Genomic DNA, 20,211 nt, shown 5'->3' with positions numbered 1-20,211 from the left:
TTTATTCTCCTTTATTTAAGAAATTATTAATTTCTGTATGTTCTTTTATTAGTTCGCTTTCATCTGTTGTTTTTTCAACTTCGATATATTCAATTCATTCAACAGGAACTTGATATTTTTGACCATTTCCTGCTTTTACAGTAACATACTCAATTCTTGGTATTTCTTGGTGTCCATATGCAGTAATAGAGTAGTTAGCTTGATTTCCATTTTGAGTTTTATTTGAAACACAATAAATTTGTTCGCCAGTTGAATCTTCGTGTCTTAAGGTATCTCTATAAAAATCTGACTTAATAGAGTTAATATCAGCTTCTAATTGCTCTACTGCAATATTTTCTGTATAGTTATTAACTAATTCATGATTATTTTGACGATCTAAATATAATGGAATAGCCATAAAAGGAACTAGAGCCTTATAAAGACTTTCCATACCTTGTCTATAAGCTTGAATGAATCCTTCTTTCAATTCATTATATCCAAGACCTCAATTATCAAAAGATTCAATGTATTGATCAAATGGAACTTTTGCTTCTACATGTGACAATTGAGGTTTAATTAATTTATGGAAGTTTCCTTGTTTATTTAAAATGAAGTTATCCCCATCTGAAAACTCACGAGTTAATAATAATTTTTCATATTGCTTTTGAGCTAGTGGAGTAAATAATAAACGATATGCAGCTTCATTATCTCTATCTAAACAGTTAAATAAAGACTCAAATTTTAGGTTTCCTAAAATTGGTTGGAAGCTTGTGTTTTTGTTAATTGCTTTTTTGTATTCATTTTCAAATAGTTTGCTTTGCTTTTTAATGAATTTATTAAGTTGACTCTTATTAAATTCATCTGCATGATTAGGTGTTCTTGTGAAGCTTAATGATGGAGCAGCATCATTGTAGTAGTATAAGGCATCTTCAACATAATATTTAGGTGCTGGAGCTGTATGATATGCTACTAATGTTTCAGTGTACTTATATGATTCAACTGTAGAACTTCCATTTCTAGTCACTTTACGTGTTTTGAGATATGTAACTTGCATTGTTCCTCTATAAGTTACATTTTCATATTTCATATTCTTTGTAGATAAATATAAGAATGGGAAACCATTTAAAACACCTGATTTTACGTATCTTACAGATTTATTTCTTTTATTTGGAATTAAAGATGCAGCCACTTCTCATAGGCTAGCAACTTCCATTGCACTTTGACTTGTCTTTACATTTAAGTTAATAAATGGGAAAATTTTATCAGCAATCTCTTTTTCAATTCCATCTAATGTACTTAGATTTTTAAGTGGTTTTAAATTATTTTTCAATAATTCATTTGTAGCAAATAATCTTGCTCCTATTTCATCCACTTGAGCTTGAATTGTTTTAGAAACTTTTGAAAAGTATATTCACATTACAATATCAGCAACCATGAAAATTAATCATAATGTTAAAAATACAATTATAAGAATTTTTGCAATTTTTAACTCCCCAGAACCAACACTTAAACTTAACCCTATACTAAAAAAAGTTGTAAATGCTAAAATCGAGTTAATTGTTAAGTTTATACAAGTTATAATGCTAATTTCTTTTTTGAATAGTCTAGGCTTTCCTTGTTTTTCCCGCATCTTGTCACCTAACTTAAAACTTCAAACAAGTGAGCCAACCAATAGAAATACAAATCCCACAAAAAGGCATATTGTACCAAAGCTGGATAATAACTCTTTATCTTCATTAAAACCAGTTCCGCCAGCTTTAGCCATCATAAACACAATTATTAAAAATCCAGATATTAATAAGCTATATACCAATTGAATAATAGCTGTCTTTTTTCATCCATTACTTATTCTTTGCTTTTTTGATGCTACATTAAACTCCTGACTTTCTTTTTTGAATTTATCTGATATTTCCTTACTTTCATCAAGATTTATTTCAGATTTCTCAGTTAAGTAGTCAAAATATTTTTCTACTTCATCATTAATTTTGGGCTGATAAGTTGTTTTATAATCGTCTATAACGTTTTCAATCTCCATTTTAAAATTCTCCATTCTTTTTGTTAAATTTTTCGTAATCCTTTAACAATTCATTAATCATTTTTTCACCACGATCAGTGATGAGCTGAGGTGTTCACACAAGTTTTTCTTCGACACTACCATTTGGTAGAGTTGCTCTTTCACTGTTTTGCTTTATGTATGAAATAAATTGTTTAGTTATTAGGAAATCTTTAAATTCCTTTTCTATAAAGCTAATTTTTTCTTCAATATTATTATTTGATAGTTTAGAGTTGTCTTTAAGATCTAAAATTGTTAAGTTACCAATTTTGTGTAGGTATTCTTCATGCTCTACAGATGAAAAATATTCCTTTCATTCCCCTTCCATTTTTTGAGGGAGAATGTGTTCGATTGTAACCTTATCACCAGATTCGGTTATTGACTTATTACCACAGAGAATTTTTTCATATCTAAACAAAATATATGAACGATACTTTAGTTTATAGATATTTCCTTGTAAGGATTCTTTTAATTCCTTCGAGCTGTACTCTTTATATCAAAGTTCACTTTCTAAAACTTCTCTAACTGAATTAGATCTTTCTATTAATTTCAATATTTTAGCCAATTGAGTAAATGCTTGTGTCCGAGTTTGTAACGTGATTCAAAAGAAGGTATAGTAGTTTTCTAAGCGTTTAATAAATTCTGTTTTTAAATCTTCTTTAGATTCATTTATTTCGTCTTCAAATTTATCAACAAACATTAGAACAGCAGATTTTCAAATATTGTCATTAATATATTTATTCATTATTTTTATTGTATTTTGGTATTCAACATCTTTCCCTTGAGATTGGTTATTTTCCAAGTCGATATATGTCTTGTAAATGTTAAAGAATTTAACCATTTTATCAATAAATTCTTTTCCAACATTAACTAAAGGTTTACTTTTATCTCTGTTCTTGATTTTAAAAATATCTTCTTCATATCAAGCATATAGCGATTTTTGACCTGACTCTTTAACATAAATGGTTTTAATCAATTCTAAGAATAAATCTAAATTTAGCTTAGTTGCTTTACATTCTGGTCTTGAGAAATATTTTTCTATTTCTTCCCATTTTTTTGCATACAATTTAACTTTTTCATCATCTCCATCAGAAGAAATTGCTTGTAAGTTAATTGTTTTAATAATATCTGAGTTAGATAATTTAACTCCACGATTATTAATTACTGTAAATAGTTTATATGCATCATTTAAAGAATTAGCATCTATCTCTGCAAAAGAAATTTTTTCTCATAATAATGTAAACATAAATTCATATAACTTAACAGGATCATTATATATACTGTTATCTTTATAGTTTTCTTTGTTTTGTTTAATATATGCTTGTATATATTTGACTCCGTGATATATAGACTTCACAGTTGGCTCTATTTTAGTAAGGTTCTTAACATCAATGTCACTTAAAAATTCTTCAATTTGGCCTTTTTGCGCATAATGAATTAATTTTAAAAGCACATCATTAACTTCTATTCTAGTTTCAAATGTAATGCGACAACGTTTTCTTGTATTAGATTTCATAGCTCCCATTTTTTCATTAATATAAGCTAACTTATTTTCATCTAATGCCTCATCGAAATTGTATTGATCATCTTTATCTAGCCCTGTCTTAACAATTAAGTCAATAAGAGATAATCAAATAATTAATATTGTAGTAAGTCTTTGCTGTCCATCTAATATGTAATATTTAGACGATTTGCTTTCAATAGAGCACAAGAGGATTGATCCAATAAAATAATAATCATTAATTGATTGATCAGGCCCTTTATATGATTGAATAAAAAAGTCTTCTAAATCATCTAGTAATTCAGTGATTTCATCCTTTCCTCAAACATAGGCTCTTTGGTATGAAGGAACTATATATGATTTATTGTCATTAAAAATTTTCTTTACATACGTTTGTTTAATAAGAAATTCACTATTTTCCATAGATTTTTTTATTGTCTAATAGTATTGTTGTTTTTTAAAAGTAATTTTTTATTATACATAAAAAATCTTTATTTTTTAGACACTCCTTTACTATTAGATTAACAAAAAAAAAAAAAAAACAGAAGTAAATTGCAGCAAAATGTACAAATAGTCCTAGAAAATAGGCAAATATAAAAATTTGAAAAAATGAATAATGCATGACAGACTTATTGGATATATTTTTATTTGTATTTATAATGACTTTTTAAAAATACAAAAAACACCAGCTTATGCTAGTGCTTAAATAAAGAAATTCTTATTTATTTTCTGCTTGGTAACGTTTAACTTCAGCAATACAGTCATCAATAACAGCTTCAACTAAGTCTAAAGAGTCAATAATAGCGCCTGAAGCTCTTTCGTGGCCTCCGCCACCTCATTTAACAGCTACATTACGTACAATAGGTCCATTCGATCTAAATTCAACACGAACTTTTCCATTTTCTTCTTCAGTAAATTGAACTCAGAATGGATATCCATCAATATTAGCAATAGAGTTAACTCTAACTGATTGTTGTGGAGTTTTACCCATTGCTCTTGTAGAAGCTAAATCATTTTGAATGTAAGCTACACCATCCCTAGTTTTAAGGCTTGACATTAATCAAGCATTGAATTTTAAATCGTCTAAAGTTACTGTAGCTAGGTTTCTGTGAATAAAGTCAGCTTCTAACCCTGCTTCATAAAGCTTAGCTGCCAATTTTAATGTTCTAGCAGAAGTTTTATCAAATAAGAATCTACCTGAGTCAGTATTGATTCCTAAATATAATAAGTTAGCTGCTCTTTGAGTGATTTTTCATTCGTTTGTTACAGCAATATCTGTAATCATTTCATCGGCAGCGATGTATGAAGAATCAACTCATCTAATAGTGTCATCGCCTAAATCATCACTATTTGGGTGGTGATCAATTCTTATAACTTGTTTGAAAATGTTTTTATCTAACACTTCTCTACATTCAAGTCTTTCTTTATCTCCACCATCAACAACAACAGCAAGTGAATTAGCTAAAATTTCATCACTAGGAATTGGATCCATAACAAGATTCATGAAGGGAAATGATCCTTTAGCATCTCCAATTGCATAAACTTTTTTGTTAGGGAAATTTGTTTCCAGTAATTCTTTAAGTCCAAATTGTGAACCTAAACAGTCGCCATCGGGTCTAATGTGGTGAAAAATAACAATAGAGTCATATTTGTATAGTTCTTTAGTAACTAATTCTAAACTACCAATAACCATTATTTAGCCTCTCATTCCACGATAGCTTGGTTTAATGCTGCTAATACTTCAGGTACTTGATCTCATGAATCAATAGTAATACCTGCAGCATTATCATGACCTCCACCACCAAATTGGTTAGCTACTTTATTTACAAGTGGTCCGTTTGATCTTAAACGTCCACGTACTTTGCCATCTTCAAGTTGAATAAATAATGCTCAACATGAATTATCTTCAATGTTAGCAAGTTCATTTACATATTGAGCTGCTTCAAATGAATCCATGTCATATTTCTTTAATGTATCAGCATCAATTTCATAGTAAAGAACTCTTCCTTCTTTTTTAAATTCAGAAAGAATCTTTCCAACAAATTTAATTGATTTAAAGGTACGTTTTGAAAGTTCTCTTAAGATGTCTGCTGGATGGAATCCAGTATCCATTAAGAAGGCTACTAAACGATGTGTTCTAGCTGATGTATCTGGGTACAAGAATCTTCCAGAGTCAGTATTGATTCCTAAATAAATGTGTGAAGCAGCTTTTTCTGTCACTGTATAATTACCATCATAAGCAATTTGAGCAATCATTTCTGCTGCTGCTACATAGTGTTCATCGATTCAATTATAATCATAATCAATATCAGCTCCGTTAGGGTGATGATCGATTCTTAATTTAGCTGTAGTTCTGTTTTCATATAATAACTCAGCACATTCAATTCTGTCTCCACTAGAAGCATCAACAACAATAGCCAATGAGTTACTAAAGTCAATATCTTCAATATTATCAAAGTGATATCCCATGAAGTCAAATAAGTGTAAGTTGTTTCCAGGTGTAAATACCTTTTTATTAGGGTAATTAGTTCTGATTAATTCAGCTAGACCAGCTTGTGAACCTAAACAGTCTCCATCAGGTCTAATGTGGTGAAAAATAACAATATTATCGTATTTTTCAATTGCGTCAATCGCAACTTTTGAATTTCCTATAATCATATTATTTCCTTTCTATTTTATTTTAATTCTTTGAAATATTATTAGTTAAATACTCTTTAATTTTATCATTTATTTCACTATATTCTTGTGTTGTTATTACTTTAAATTCATCCACCTTTTTGTTGGTTTCATTATCGATAGAGTCCTTACTTAATATTAAAGAAAGATTAATATAAGTTTCATAACTATTGCTTAAGGCAGTGATCAATTTATTATAAGTAGTTGTTGGTAAAATTGCAGCAAATTTATCTGTTTCATAAAATGTGAATAATATTTTTAAATATATATCTTTAAATACTTGATCTAAATTAGTTGTCATTATCGCTTGCAGATGAGCTAATCTAGCAGTATTTGCCATTTTAGCTATTTGGCTTTGATATTGTTTAACATTTGCTTTTTGTTCAGCAGTTAGTGACTTTAAAAAGTCTGGATTAGCTAAAAGTTTATTTAGGTAATCGAATGCCACATTATAACTAATAAGTATATTATTTAGAAGACTTCCAGCTAAATCAATTTTAACTCATTTATCCTCACTAGTTTGAATAAGGCTAAGGCTTAGCTCTTTAAATGATGATGCTTGATTTTTTATTTCTTGGTGTTCTTGAACATAAGGATAAGGCGTAATGCTGTCTCAAATTTGGTTTAAGATTTTAAGATCATTTTTATAAGTCTTGCTTGCTTCAATTACATCGCTAGCTAATGAGCTTGAATTAGGTTGCATTTCTCATATATCAAATATTTTCTTCCCAAGCGCATCAGTTGAGCCAAGAGATAAATCATTTGAATTATCAGTATAAATTAACTTATAAAATGAAATGACATCTAATGTCTCTGAATTATACATTTTAGGGTCTTTTTCTAAAGCTTCAGCGACATATTCTACATATTTCTTTTTTGCTTCTATTTGGGCAACAAGTTGGAAATATTGATTTGCTGAAAAGTGGCCACCTGCTTGTAAAGCCAGTTCATTCCCTTTATTGTAAAATGAAGCTGCATTTTTCATTGCTATAGTCAAATAATAATATTGCTTTTCGCCTTTTTTAACTTTTGCTTCATACTGATCACTAAGCTTATTTCAGCTTTCAACTGCGTCAATATATTGTTGCTGTGGTGTGCAAGCTAATGATACCATCGGCAATGAAACTGTAGTAATAATTGGTGTTATAAATAATAATTTCTTTAAGTGTTTAAACATATTTTAATTGTACTACATTTATTAGTCTAAAAAATAAAGAAAATATTCCCTATTAAAATAAGGAATATATGATTTATTATACAAGAAATATTTTAAAATACCTTTATATTAGTATTTTATAAGAACATGTAATTCAGTTATTTTATTTACCTGTAGCTGGTGCAGGTGTGGCAGGTTCAGCAACTGGTGTGTATTGTCATGAAGATAATAATTGAATTGCTTTATCGTAATCAATTGAGTATCCACCATCCATTAAGTGTCTTACTCATGTACCATAGCTTTCATTTCCAGATACTAATACATAACTTTCAGATTGAGGTTCGGGTTGTCATGTATTTGTTGCTGGGTCAAAGTATGTACCTTTTACTTTTGTGTCCATATTAGCAAACAATTTTCCATATGTTGTTGCATCTGATTTAAGGCCATCAATAACTTGTTGTGCTGTAATAAATTTACCATCAATTTTTCTCTTTGTGAAGTTATCATTAAAGTCAGAAATGTCGTCCCCAATTCTAACTACAGATTTAAATTGTACTTGATTTCCTCCTATAGTAAGTTTATTTTTGTTTACATAAGTCATTCTTTCTTCTTTTGAAACTTTAATATTTCTGTTTTCAAAATTGTATGTTTGACCTTCTTGAGCTTTATTTTCACCAGCCATGAATCAAATTCAATCTGGCATATATTTTTTGTCTAGTCCAAGTATTTCAAGATTTTTTACAGTTCCAGCCATTTCTGAAACTTGTTTTCTATTAGAGTTGAACATTACAACTCCACCTTTAGATCATACATATTTAATAAATTCAATAGCTCCAGCTACTTCTTTTGCTGTTGCTGTGTTTACATATTTTGTTCAATCAGATGAGCTAAATTCTGTTTGGTTTGTAACAACAGATCAATTTTGGTATAAGAAGTTGTTTAAAACTGTGTCATCTAAATCCATTCATACAACTGGAACAAATTTATCTCCGTCAGTAGCGTCAACAGTAATTGTTGCTTCTGATGTTTTTACTTTAGTTAAATCTGCATTTTCTTGTTTGCTCATTGCATCAAAAGCAATTTTAGCAAGTCTATATGTTTGGATACCTGTTACATATTTTTCTGATGAGAATGAGTTCCATAAGTCTGATGTAATTTCTTGTGTCATTCCACGTTTGCTCAATAAATCATCAGCTTGTTTTTTATTAGCTGCTGCAGCTGCTTGTGCAGCTGTTAATGCTGTGTCTTTTGTTTGAACATCTGCTTGTAATGCCTTAACTTGATCTTCTAGTTTTTGATTTTATCTGTATCTTCAGTGTTGTTGCATGATGAAGCAACAATAGGCAATACAGCTGCTGAAACACCAGCAAATGATAGTAATACTGATTTTATTTTATTCATTTTTTAACCTTTCATTCGGGCCTTTACCCACCTTTATTCTAGTACTTATAAATTTCAGTATCATAAAAAATGAAAAAAATGTGGAAAAACATAAAATTTCCACATTTTCACCTAATAAATGTGGAAATTTCCATATATTTATGTAATAAAAGCATACTATTCATATATAAAAATTAATTTTATTGGTTATTTTATAAAAAATTTGTTGTTTTATTTTTTATTAATTACATTAATAGTTAATCTACTTTAATTTTATATTTGCACTTATAACCATTTGTTATTTTTGTAAAAGATCTATATACTAATTTACTTATGGGTCATCAAGTAGTTGTAAATTTACTAGTAATAAAAAAATGCTTAGGCTAATGCCTAAACATTTTTGTAATTGAATTCTAACGTTTTGATTTGTCGTATGGTATTCCGGCTGCAGCAGGACCAACATTTGATTTTGAAGTGAACACCATAATTACAAGTGTTACAATATATGGAATTGTCTTTAGTAAGTCTCCATATCTTCCTGCATTTAATAAGTTTACACCATAATATGATAGTGACATTAACGCAGCAAATAATGTTGATACAATTAATGAAATTGATATCTTTCATCTTGCAGTGATCATAATTGCAAGAGCTAAATAACCATAACCATTTACTTCTTTTGTAGCTGATAATGAGTCAGGGTTAACAACTCCATAAAATGAACCAGCAAGACCAGCGATAGCACCTGCTAATAATACAGCTTCTCATTTAATTTTGTTAACATTAATTCCAGCTACGTCAGCTGCTTGAGGGTTTTCCCCAATAGCTCTAAATCTAAGCCCTCATTTTGTTTTTCTTAAAGCAAATCATGAAGCTATGATTGTGAACACTGATACAAATGTTTTAAATGAAAGTATATTACCATAGTTAGCGAATGAAGCATTTAAGGCTAATTCGTTTCTTTTTAATTGAACGAAGTTACCTGATAATTGTAATCTTGTTAACACAAGTATTAAGATTGAAGCAATACCTGTGGCGAAAACGTTAATAGCAAAACCTGAAATTGTTTGTTCTGCTTTTAATTTAATTGTAGCGAACCCAAATAATAGTGAGAATACCATTGTTGCTAATACCGATACTATTGTAAGAGGTATTTGTCAATATGGTGAAGAGTAAATTTCTGGTGAATTAGGAAAAATTACATTTGTCACTAATACTGAGAAGGCTAAATACATAACAGCACCAAAGACCATGAAACCATTAATTGCGATGTTGACAATTCCTGCTCTTTCAGAGAAAATACCTGAAATTGTACCAAGCATTAATAGTAAAAAGAAGAAAATAAAATAAGTGATAATTGGAGTTATATCAGCCATATTAAATTGCCTCCCCTTCTTCATTTAACATAGGCACATATTTCATAACAAAGTTATGATATGGTGTTTTAAAGTGTTTTTCATGGAAATCATTAAAGATTCTATTTTTAAGTGCTTTGTAAATTTGTTTTGCGTTTCTTTTTTCAGCTTTTTGAATGTTCTTAAGTTCGATAACTCTATTAAGACCTAGACTATCTTTATTCTTGTATAGTTCAAATTTTAATTTTGAAATTTCATCGTAAATTGCCATCTTTTCATCTGGTGTTTTATCTTTTAATGAAACAAGTAATTTAGATACTTTATTTTCATATTGTCTTAATAAGTATTTGTATTCGTTCTTACGAACACTAATTGATTTAGCTGCAATTTTAATCTTTTTGTGATATGTAATGTTTTTAATTTTGCTTAATAAGTCTAAATATTGAGTTTCGTAATCTGATGTAATTCTATTAATTTCTGAATAGTAAGCATTAATTTTTTCGGCTAGTTCAGGGCTAACTTGTTTGTTTTTAGCTGCTTCACTAATAATTGAAGAATTATTTGCTTTTAAGTTTTTAACATCAGCTACATATTTAGCGTTTAAACCTTTTAATTTACTTTTAGCTTGTGCAACATTTTGTTCGTATTCTTTAAAGAATTCTTTTGACATTTCTTTAATAAATGCGTTGTAATCTGCATATTCAGCTTTTAGTTTATTAACTAAAGTTTCATTGTTTTCTTTTCTTGCGTTCTTAACAAGTTTATTGTATAAATGTTTAACCACATGTACAGAATCTGTATCATAAGCTGCTAAGGTTTCATTATTAATTAATGATTCAGCTTTTTTAGAATTTTGTTCCATTCATTGGTTTGTTAAGAAAATTAATTGTTTATCTCATGCTTTTTGTTTATGAGTTTTATGTACAAGTCTGTGATATATCTTGAAGTTTTCTCAGTATTCCTTGTGGAACGTTAGAACTGCCTGTTTTCTAATTCATTCTAAAGGTCTAAATGAATAAAACATCAATGATAAAGCAGCCATGAAAACAATAAGACCAGTGATAATAGGACTGAAGTCACGAGAAATACTTCTTACTGCTTGGAATCCTGGTTGTGCAGCATTTAAAAATGCATATAAAATAGATGTAAATACAGTTCCGATTGGGTTATTTAACGCAATAAGAGCAATAGCAATACAGTCAAACCCAATGTTTAATGGAGCTGCTGCTAATGATACTTTCTTTTGTTGGATAACTATATAGTAGAATCCAGCAACACCTGATAAAGCACCTGATGCAAACATAATTAAAATGATCATTAATTTTTCATTAATTCCAACATATTTGGCATTAGTTTTATTTAATCCAACCATTTTAATCTTATATCCTAATGTTGTTTTTGAATAAATAAATCAAATAACTAACATTAAAAGAACTACAAATGCAATACCAAAGTAAATAAAGTTATTAACTAATTCATTTGAAATTAAAATAACGCTTGTTCCAAATGGTGGGTTAAGTCATTGTTTAACATAACTACTTGGAGCATCTGGGCTGAATAGAACATTGTTTGTTGAAGTAAAAATTCAAATTGAAATAAATGTAATAATTCAGTTAATAAAGATTGTTGAAATAACTTCGTGAACGTTGAAGAAAGCTTTTAAAACCCCTGATAATCCACCAGCAATTCCTCCTACAATAATTGAAAGGAAGAACATTCCAACAAGATATGAAGCTGAAATGTCATCTTTTGGTAGTCTTGAGCTAATTAAAACAGCAAAGAAGATGACACCTGGAAGTAGCATTTGGCCGGGAACACCAATATTAAATAGTCCGGATTTAAATCCAATAGCCACAGCTAATCCAGAAAATGCGAAAACTATAAAGAATATAATAGTATTTCTAAATGTTGAGGGTCCTGTTGCAAAATTAAATACATCAATAAAGAAAGAAAAGAAGTTTAAACTACCATCTGATGTACCTGAACCTACTGCATAGTATAAAATATTTGCTAAAAACAGTCCAATAACAACTGCTCATAATGAAGAATAGAATTTTCTTCTGTTTGATTTTTTATCTTCAAACATAAAGTATTTTCTAGTCTTTTCAAGAGAAGAAACAAGTGTTTTTGTAAAACTGTTTGGTTGTTTTAAACTATTTGTCATTTTCATCTCCTCCCTTGTGAGCCATATATAATCCTATTTCTGTACGTGTTAAATCTTTTGCATCTTTACATGCAACAATTTCACCAGTATTTAAAACTGCTATCTTGTCAGCTAAAGCAAGAACTTCATCTAATTCATATGAAATAAGTAAGATAGCTTTACCAGCTGCTTTTTCTTTTAAAATTCTTTCGTGAATATTTTTAATAGCACCGACGTCTAATCCACGTGTTGGTTGAAGAATTAAAATGAAATCGTGTGGCGAATTCATTTCACGACCAACGATAAATTTTTGTTGGTTACCACCTGAAAGTGAACGAGCTTGTGAATATCCTTTTCTAGCTCCACGTACGTCAAATTTTTCTATGATATCTTTTGTTTCATCAGCAATTGGTTTGTCTTTAAAAATACCAAAGCGATTGTATTTTTTATCTCACAATCTACGTAAAACAGTATTTTCTTTAATTGTGTAGTCTAGTGCTAAACCATGTTTGTGTCTATCACTAGGGATGAAACTTAATCCAAGTTCGGAAATTTCTTTTACATTTAATTGGTTTAATTCAATAAATGTTTGATCTGATTTTTTGCTTCCTTTTATTTCCTTAACAAATTCAATAATTAATACAATTGCTAGAATCAATCCAAAAGAAGCAAAAGTACCACCTAAAATGTAAAAAATTGTTTTTTGAGATATTTCATTTATCGGTGAAAAGAACATAACTAATGATATATAAACCATCAATAGTGTACTTAAAAATAGTGATATGTTTTTAAGCTTTTTCTTCTTGTAAACTTCTTTAGATTTTTGCTTAATTAAATCTGTTTGTCTTAATAAGATATCACCAGAAACAGGTTTAATCATACCACTTATTACATACTCTAGATCTCTTTGCCCATTACCTTCAACACCGGCAATAGCAACGATTTCACCTTTTTTAATGTCTAGAGATAAGTTACGTAATGGTTTTTCTCCATTAGTTGTAACATTTCTTAGGCTTAAAATAACTTCATTATCTGAAGTGTCAGAATATGTGTTTCTTGTAACTTCAACTTCTCCGCCAACCATACGGTTAGCCATTTCTTCAATTGAAACGTCAGCTACTTTAAAGTTACCTTTAACTTGACCGTGTCTTAAGACAGTAGCATTGTCAGCTACTTCTTTAATTTCGGCAAGTTTATGCGAAATAAATAGAATAGTTTTCCCTTGCCCCCTAAACAACTTGAATGTGTTTAAAAGACCTTGGATTTCTTGATCAGTTAAAACAGCTGTAGGCTCATCAAAAATTAAAATTTCAGAATCACGATATAGCATTTTCATGATTTCAACTTTTTGCTGAGTTGCAACTGTTTCTTTTCCTGTTAAACGATTTAAATCAAAATGCAAGTCAAACATTTCTTGAATTGTTTTAATTTTTTCGATAGCAGGTTTATAGTCGATTACTCTTGAATACTTCTTGTTATCTTCTGTTCCTAAAACAATGTTTTCAAGGTTTGTATATACATCGACAAGTTTAAAGTGTTGGTGCACCATACCAATACCAAGCTTGTTAGCATCGTTAGGTCCAGAGATTAATACTTCTTTGTCATTAACTTTGATAATTCCTTCATCAGGTTCATATAAACCAAATAAAATTGACATTAAAGTACTTTTTCCAGCACCATTTTCACCAATTAATGCATGGATAGTACCTTTTTTGACAGAAAAGGAAATATCTCTGTTGGCTTTAATTGAGCCAAAAGATTTAGAAATATTAATGAATTCAATAGCGTTAACAGTTGTTTTCATTTTCCTCTTTTCTAAAATTAAAAATAAGTTACCTTATTTAGTTAAATTATACATTAAAAAATTGTTTTTTTTTATTTTAAAAAAAGCTGAGGAAAAAGTAAAATGTATAAAAAAGAAAAGCCCTTGAGCTTTTCCTTTTTTAGCAAAACTATTTAGCTAATTTTTCAATTTCTTTAACCACTGCATCAGCAACATTAACACCGTTTACATTATCTTGTGCTGCTTGCCCTGGCATTGTGCTGTTTGTGTATACATAGTTTTGTGTTTCTTGGTTTGCACCTAAGAATTGTGTCTTGTATGCTTCTAATTTTTGGTTAACAAAGTTTCTTTCTTCTTCATTTGTTAATGTACTTTGTGCATATCCAACTCAGTTATTTTGAAGTGTACCATTTAATGTTTGAACTGTTGTAGCAGCTGTGTCAAATGTATTAGCTGAGTTGTTTAATCCAAAGATTGTGTATAGAAGAGCATCATAAACTGATTGTCCTAAGTTCTTTGTAATTGAAGTAATGAATAATCCTTTTGCTGATGGGAATGCTCTTGATTGGTCAGCGTCAACACCAATAATTACTGTACCTTGTGCATTAGATTGTTCTAACTGTGTTTTTAAAATAGCTGTTGCTGTTCCAGCAACTGGTAAGATAACTTTAGCGTTTGTAGCAACAGCTTGTGTAATAGCTGATTGCATTTTAGGATCTGATTCGAATCCTGAGTTAATTTCAAGTTTATTGTCTGAACCTGATGTTAATACTTTAACTTTAGCATCTGCATTAGCTTTGTCAAATGAATAGATACCTTTTACATATCCATTCATAAATGCTGTAACACCATCATAATCACCACCACCAAATGTTGTAGTTGTTTTATTTGTTTTTGAGTATGTGTTTAAGTAATCGGCAATCGCTTGCCCAACAACATATGAAGGTCCTTGAACTTGATATGTTACTGTGTATAAGTCTTTAAATGGAACTGTAATTTTATCTGGAGTAATAGCGTAGTCTAACCCAATGATTTTAACCTTGTTTGCAATTAATCTTTGATAGTTTTGATTAATAAAGTCTGGTAAGAAGTCACCGTGTGCATACCCTGATAAAATTCAGATTTGTGTTTTTGAATCTAATAATGCATTGTATTGATCAGTTAATGCAGCACCAACTGTAGGTTCAATTGGTTTAGCAACTAGGTCTTTACCAGCAGCTTTAAATTGGTCAATTAAATCTAAAAGCCCTTCTCATCCTGATTGGTTGAATGATTGGTCTAAGATACCTCCTGATTCTGTAACGAATGCAATTGAAGGTAATGATTTTAAAGCTTGAATTTTATCTGTTAATTGTTCATTTAATTTAATAACACCTTTTGTAACACGTTCATTTGGTGTAATATATTTAGCTTGCTTTCCTTCTGCTTTATCTGTTACACCACATGCACCTGCAACAACAGGTAATGTAGCTGCTGAAATACCAGCAAATGCCATTAATAATGATTTAATTTTTTTCATAATTCTCCGATATATAATTAATTAATTAATTTCTTCGAACAAATCATATTTTTAATTAGTACTAATTTGTTCACTATTATTATATAGAATTAGAAGGCTGTAAGTCTAAAATATGGAAATAAGTTTATTTTTGTTCCACATTTTTAAAAAATCAATAAAAATAAACTTTTTGACTTATTTTTTAGGCTAAAATAACATTTTTTTCTATTTTTTTAAAAAAATAAAAATGGTTTAAAATCGTTTTTTCTATAATAAAATATCATAAATTAAAGAAAAAGCCCCAAATATAGGGCTTATAAGTAATTAAAATTGATATTTTTCTGGATGTTTCTCTTGCATTAGTTTAATGAAATCTTTTTTATCCATGTCACCATATTTATTCATTAGTTCAACACATTCATCATATTCTGCCATAGCTCATGTAACGTCTTCAAATCCATCAACCGAGGTTATACCTTCACGTTTTCAGTTTTTGTATGTTGAGAAGAATGTTTTAACTGTATCTAAAAATGGTAAAGGAAGATCTTTTAATGATTGAATATGATCAAGTCTGTAATCGTCTGCATGAACAGCAATTAATTTAGTATCTGTTTCACCGTCGTCAATCATCTTCATAGCACCTATAATACGTGCATTTAAAGATACTCCTGGCATGAATGTTTCTTCTGAGTATAATAAAACATCAAGTTCATCACCATCTCAGTCTAATGCATTAGGAACAAAACCATAATTACATGGGTAAACAAAATCTCCTCTTAGTATTCTGTCTACTTCAATTTGTTTAGTTTTTCTGTTGTATTCATATTTGATTCTTGAATTCTTTTGAATTTCAATTTTTACTTGGATTTCTTTTTGCATATCTATATAGTAGCATATTGGCGAAAAAAAATTAAAAAAAATGTTTGAAAAAAAATTCTTGTGTTATAATACTTAAGCAACAAGCAAAAACAAGTTGCCCAGGTGGTGGAATGGTAGACACAAGGGACTTAAAATCCCTCGGTAGCAATACCGTGCTGGTTCAAGTCCAGTCCTGGGCACCAATATCTGCGCCCTTAGCTCAGCAGGTAGAGCAAATGGCTTTTAACCATTGGGTCAGAGGTTCGAATCCTCTAGGGCGTACCATTTCAAGAAATTGACCGAAGCTTCTGAAAAGAAGCTTTTTTTTATAGCTTGTTTTTTGCAAATAAAAAAACAAAAACACCCTATTGCTATAAAAACATGTTTTTGTTTTACTCTTGCATATTTTTTAAATTATATAACCATTTAAATGATTTTACAGAGTCTATAGTTATTTCAACATTTGATGCAGAAAATCTACTCCTTTCACAATAATTAAAGTAAATTTGTAGATCTCTTCGATATAATTCAGTGATTTCTAAATTTATTTCAGAAAGAATTATGTTATATAAAATAGCTTTTGAACAATCATATTCTTCTATATCTTTTATAATATGGGCTACATTGGAAGTAGTTTCATTATTACGTAGCTTTTCATATGAATTATGAAGTGTAGTTTCTACATTAATTAAAAATTTTTCTTTTTGGTCAAAATAGCTAAAATCAGCTCTTCCGCCTGGTGCATGTGAAATTGGCTCTAGTTTATTGTTAACAATTGTGTTTGAATATTTTTTGAAATTTTTAGGTTCGATATTTAATAAATAAGCAAATTTTAAATTGACAAGATATTCAGCTATTGTTGCTCTTGTTGCATTTAAAATTTCACCCTTGCCTTTAAAAATTGTAGTTTTGAATTTTTTGAATTCATCCAAAGTTAAATTGTCAATTTCTTTCAATCATTCATCAACTTGCTCTAAATCATAAGGATATTCATTCAACTGTTTCGTTTGGTCAGCGATGTAGTATTCTTCTTCTTGTTTTTCTATAAAACTGGAATCAATGAAAATATCTGTCTTTGCATTTATAAATCCAAAGTCTTTCATCCATCTAAATCAAATATCAAAATACTCTTTATTTAGTAATTCCGATAACCTATTCATTTCAATTAACAAAATAAAATCTTCTAAACTTAAATTATTATAAAAATTACAATAATTAAAAGCTTTATTGTTTTTAGAAACATGAATAGTATATTTTTCTATTTGCCTAATATCTAGATTTTCAAAAAAGTCACTTGGTATCAGATTATTATTGAGCTTATATGTAAAAATACTTTTAAGTATATTAATGCCTTTGGGTGGTTTTTTAAAATTTAATGACTTTTTATATTTGTTTATATCTTTTAATATATTTTTTGTGCTTATATTAGCTAAATAATTTATACAATTTTCTTTTGTTTCCAGCTCATCAAATTTACTATAAAGTTTATAAAAATTATCATTTTTCTCAAAAGTGACCATTGCGAAATATAAAGGTAATGTTTTAATTTCCTTTTTTTGATATATAAAATTAACCATATTTTTAAATTCACTATGATTTCCATATTTTAAAATAGACTTAAAAAATGAGTTAGTTAAATCACTTTCATTAATTAATTGTACATTTAAGTGGCATTCACCATTCATTTTTGTTATAAAACCCATTGCAGTAAGTTTAGATATAAACATACTAAATCTATTAATACCAGTTTTATCTTTGTAATTATAAATACCTTCGCGTTCACAATAATCTTTAAAACTTTTTTCAAGTGCAATGTCAGAAAAAGCATATTTATTGTTTTCTGTTACTTCTTTAATTCAAATTAGAATAGACGAAAAAGTATTTAAAATGTTTTTTGTTCTAAGCTCTGTACCAGAAAGTTTATTAAAATTATTTAACTTCATAATTTATAATTAATACCTCGATATCTTTTAAATTTCTATTTTTTCTTTGGTAATTTGAATTTTTGTAGTTTTTATTTAAAAAATAAATGTTGTATCTTTTGGCTCAATTAATTAATGTTTCGTTTTTAAGTCCTTTTGATTCGAATACATTACTCATTGCTCACTTAATTTTATGTTCAGTTAGAACATCTAGAAGTTTGCAAAGTTCCCTATCTTGTTCAACATTTCAAATGCTATTATATGTAGCTTGCGTAATAGAATATGGTGGATCAAAATAAAAGAAATCATTAGGAGCTAATTTATTATTATTTAACAGTTCATAAATATATGTAAAATCATTTGAACTAAATTTAATTTCTTTTGTATCTATTTTTTGTTTAAATTCAATTAAAACTTTTTGGCGGTTATCATTTAAAGTCTGTTTTCCTACTGGTATATTAAACATATTCTTAGAATTAAATCTGATTTGGCTGTTAAAACTATGGACAATAAGAAGAAATAATCAAATATTTCCTATTTCTGTATTTTTATTCTCAAGCATATTATATTTACTTCTTAAATTTAAATAGGATCGCTTGAATTTATCTTTATCAGTTTTAAAATACTTTTTAAATTTAAATGCTTCTATTTCAGTTTCAATCTGGGCAATCAATACAGCTTTATTAGTTATATAAATAAATTTCAGCAAATTAGTTAAATTTATATCAATGTCATTATAAGCATACTTTTCAGCATTAACATTTGCTAACATTGTTCCGCCACCACCAAACACGTCATAAAATGTTTTAATATCTTTGGGCAGATAGCAAGCAATTTGATTAAATAAAATGTATTTGTCTCCAAGATAATATAATGGGCTTCTATAAACTTTTGAATTCATTAATTCTTTTAATTGACTTTTCATAATAATCTTTATCTATTTCAGTTCCTAAATATCGTCTGTTATTTTTTAAGCATGCAATCGCAGTTGTACCAGAACCCATAAATGGATCAAAAATCAAATCATTTTTATGTGTATGTGTTAATATTAATTCTTCAATAACTGAAAGTGGCTTTTGTGTTGGGTGTATACGATTTTTGCCTGAAGCGACTGTAGAGAAAAATATCTCTGGCCTTTTATATTTAATGTTTTCACCTTTATTAAAAACTCATTTTTTACCTGGCTTCACTGCTCAAATTGCAAGCTCAAAATCAGTTACATAACGTCTTAGGGTATTTCGCGGCATTGGATTTGATTTAATTCATCTAATTAAATCTTTGATTATAAAACCATTATTTTCTAAAGTTTTACAAATTTCTCCAAAATTTTTATAATCATTAAAAATGATAATTGAGCCACCTTTTTTAACAAATGGTGAAACAAGTTTTATTCATTTAGTTTGATTAAAATTATAATCTCAAGTGCCAAAGTCAATACCTTGTCTACCTATTGTTTTAAAATTGTTTTTTCTGGATATGTTATATGGTGGGTCTGTTATTATTGCATCAATAAATGGCTCTATATTTGCTTTTCTTCACTTATGAAAAAGTTTAATATTATCAATGTTAAAAATTTTGTTTTCTAAATCCATAGTGGATGAATTATATATATATATATATATATATAAGTCAAGTAAAAAGGTTAAATAAGTAACAAAATATACTATAAAAATTTAATAAATTTTATATTAATTAATCTAAATTGTTAATTTTAAAATTTGTTTTGTTTTTATAAGGGAAATAAAAAAATCTCATAAATAATTATGAGATTTAATTTGGTCAATTTCTTGAAATGGTGCGAACGAATGGACTCGAACCATCGACCTCACGATTATCAGTCGTGTGCTCTAACCAGCTGAGCTACGCTCGCGAATATGTATGCATATTATACCATAAAATATTATTAT

The 20,211-nt window shown here is 28.6% G+C and carries 14 protein-coding genes and 3 tRNA genes; 2 read left to right on the top strand and 15 right to left on the bottom strand.

All coding sequences use genetic code 4. The annotated features are described in order from the left end of the window. Position 1: 1 nt before the first annotated feature. The 11 genes from ACNQ12_RS00360 to ACNQ12_RS00310 all read right to left on the bottom strand — a co-directional run bounded on the left by ACNQ12_RS00360 (position 2) and on the right by ACNQ12_RS00310 (position 16,403). Positions 2–2,014, bottom strand: coding sequence for an MAG1210 family protein (locus ACNQ12_RS00360; RefSeq protein WP_418036824.1), 2,013 nt, complete (start codon positions 2,012–2,014; stop codon positions 2–4). A 1-nt stretch (position 2,015) separates the two neighbouring features. Continuing rightward, the gene (locus ACNQ12_RS00355; protein WP_418036823.1) at positions 2,016–3,956 is read right to left on the bottom strand and encodes a DUF262 domain-containing protein; all 1,941 of its coding nucleotides are present in this window, start codon (positions 3,954–3,956) and stop codon (positions 2,016–2,018) included. Positions 3,957–4,251: 295 nt separating this feature from the next. Beyond that, the gene (nrnA, locus tag ACNQ12_RS00350) at positions 4,252–5,226 is read right to left on the bottom strand and encodes a bifunctional oligoribonuclease/PAP phosphatase NrnA (protein ID WP_416754463.1); all 975 of its coding nucleotides are present in this window, start codon (positions 5,224–5,226) and stop codon (positions 4,252–4,254) included. Beyond that, a complete protein-coding gene (gene nrnA / locus ACNQ12_RS00345; RefSeq protein WP_416754464.1) occupies positions 5,226–6,191 on the bottom strand; it encodes a bifunctional oligoribonuclease/PAP phosphatase NrnA in 966 nt (321 codons plus the stop codon). Before nrnA (ACNQ12_RS00345) ends, nrnA (ACNQ12_RS00350) begins: the two co-directional genes overlap by 1 nt. Before the next feature lie 22 nt (positions 6,192–6,213). Then, positions 6,214–7,386 carry a hypothetical protein gene (locus ACNQ12_RS00340; RefSeq protein ID WP_418036821.1) on the bottom strand — a complete coding sequence of 391 codons (1,173 nt, stop codon included), beginning with the start codon at positions 7,384–7,386 and terminating at the stop codon, positions 6,214–6,216. A 142-nt stretch (positions 7,387–7,528) separates the two neighbouring features. Next, positions 7,529–8,533 (bottom strand): HAD family acid phosphatase, encoded by a 1,005-nt coding sequence (locus ACNQ12_RS00335; protein ID WP_418042087.1) that lies wholly within the window; start codon positions 8,531–8,533, stop codon positions 7,529–7,531. A gap of 625 nt (positions 8,534–9,158) precedes the next feature. Further along, positions 9,159–10,121, bottom strand: a complete 963-nt coding sequence (locus ACNQ12_RS00330) for an ABC transporter permease (RefSeq protein ID WP_416741637.1) — start codon at positions 10,119–10,121, stop codon at positions 9,159–9,161. Between the two features lies 1 nt (position 10,122). Next, positions 10,123–12,264 carry an ABC transporter permease gene (locus ACNQ12_RS00325; protein WP_418036818.1) on the bottom strand — a complete coding sequence of 714 codons (2,142 nt, stop codon included), beginning with the start codon at positions 12,262–12,264 and terminating at the stop codon, positions 10,123–10,125. Further along, a complete protein-coding gene (locus ACNQ12_RS00320; RefSeq protein ID WP_416754474.1) occupies positions 12,254–14,047 on the bottom strand; it encodes an ABC transporter ATP-binding protein in 1,794 nt (597 codons plus the stop codon). Before ACNQ12_RS00320 ends, ACNQ12_RS00325 begins: the two co-directional genes overlap by 11 nt. A 148-nt stretch (positions 14,048–14,195) precedes the next feature. Continuing rightward, positions 14,196–15,545 carry a BMP family ABC transporter substrate-binding protein gene (locus ACNQ12_RS00315; RefSeq protein WP_418018982.1) on the bottom strand — a complete coding sequence of 450 codons (1,350 nt, stop codon included), beginning with the start codon at positions 15,543–15,545 and terminating at the stop codon, positions 14,196–14,198. 303 nt (positions 15,546–15,848) lie between these two features. Then, on the bottom strand, positions 15,849–16,403 hold the full coding sequence (locus ACNQ12_RS00310; RefSeq protein WP_416741641.1) for an inorganic diphosphatase: 555 nt from the start codon (positions 16,401–16,403) through the stop codon (positions 15,849–15,851). Between the two features lie 96 nt (positions 16,404–16,499). Between ACNQ12_RS00310 and ACNQ12_RS00305 the strand changes: the two genes are divergently transcribed. Together ACNQ12_RS00305 and ACNQ12_RS00300 are read left to right on the top strand one after the other, a co-directional pair. After that, positions 16,500–16,585, top strand: a tRNA-Leu gene (locus ACNQ12_RS00305). A 6-nt stretch (positions 16,586–16,591) separates the two neighbouring features. Further along, positions 16,592–16,667: transfer RNA gene (locus ACNQ12_RS00300), tRNA-Lys, on the top strand. A 107-nt stretch (positions 16,668–16,774) separates the two neighbouring features. Here the strand turns inward: ACNQ12_RS00300 and ACNQ12_RS00295 are convergent. The 4 genes from ACNQ12_RS00295 to ACNQ12_RS00280 form a co-directional block, all read right to left on the bottom strand. Continuing rightward, entirely contained in the window at positions 16,775–18,325 is a 1,551-nt protein-coding gene (locus ACNQ12_RS00295; RefSeq protein WP_418036816.1) for a hypothetical protein, read from the bottom strand. Continuing rightward, positions 18,312–19,229 (bottom strand): Dam family site-specific DNA-(adenine-N6)-methyltransferase, encoded by a 918-nt coding sequence (locus ACNQ12_RS00290; protein WP_418034878.1) that lies wholly within the window; start codon positions 19,227–19,229, stop codon positions 18,312–18,314. Before ACNQ12_RS00290 ends, ACNQ12_RS00295 begins: the two co-directional genes overlap by 14 nt. Next, the gene (locus ACNQ12_RS00285; RefSeq protein ID WP_418034879.1) at positions 19,186–19,896 is read right to left on the bottom strand and encodes a DNA-methyltransferase; all 711 of its coding nucleotides are present in this window, start codon (positions 19,894–19,896) and stop codon (positions 19,186–19,188) included. The genes ACNQ12_RS00290 and ACNQ12_RS00285 overlap by 44 nt, the downstream gene beginning before the upstream one ends. Before the next feature lie 201 nt (positions 19,897–20,097). After that, positions 20,098–20,174 (bottom strand) — tRNA-Ile (locus tag ACNQ12_RS00280). Positions 20,175–20,211: the final 37 nt, after the last annotated feature.

Origin of the sequence: Mycoplasma paraquilae, from assembly GCF_048284415.1 — a bacterium.
GTDB lineage: Bacteria > Bacillota_I > Bacilli_A > Mycoplasmatales > Metamycoplasmataceae > Mycoplasmopsis.
This window is presented reverse-complemented; position numbering and strand designations above follow the sequence as displayed.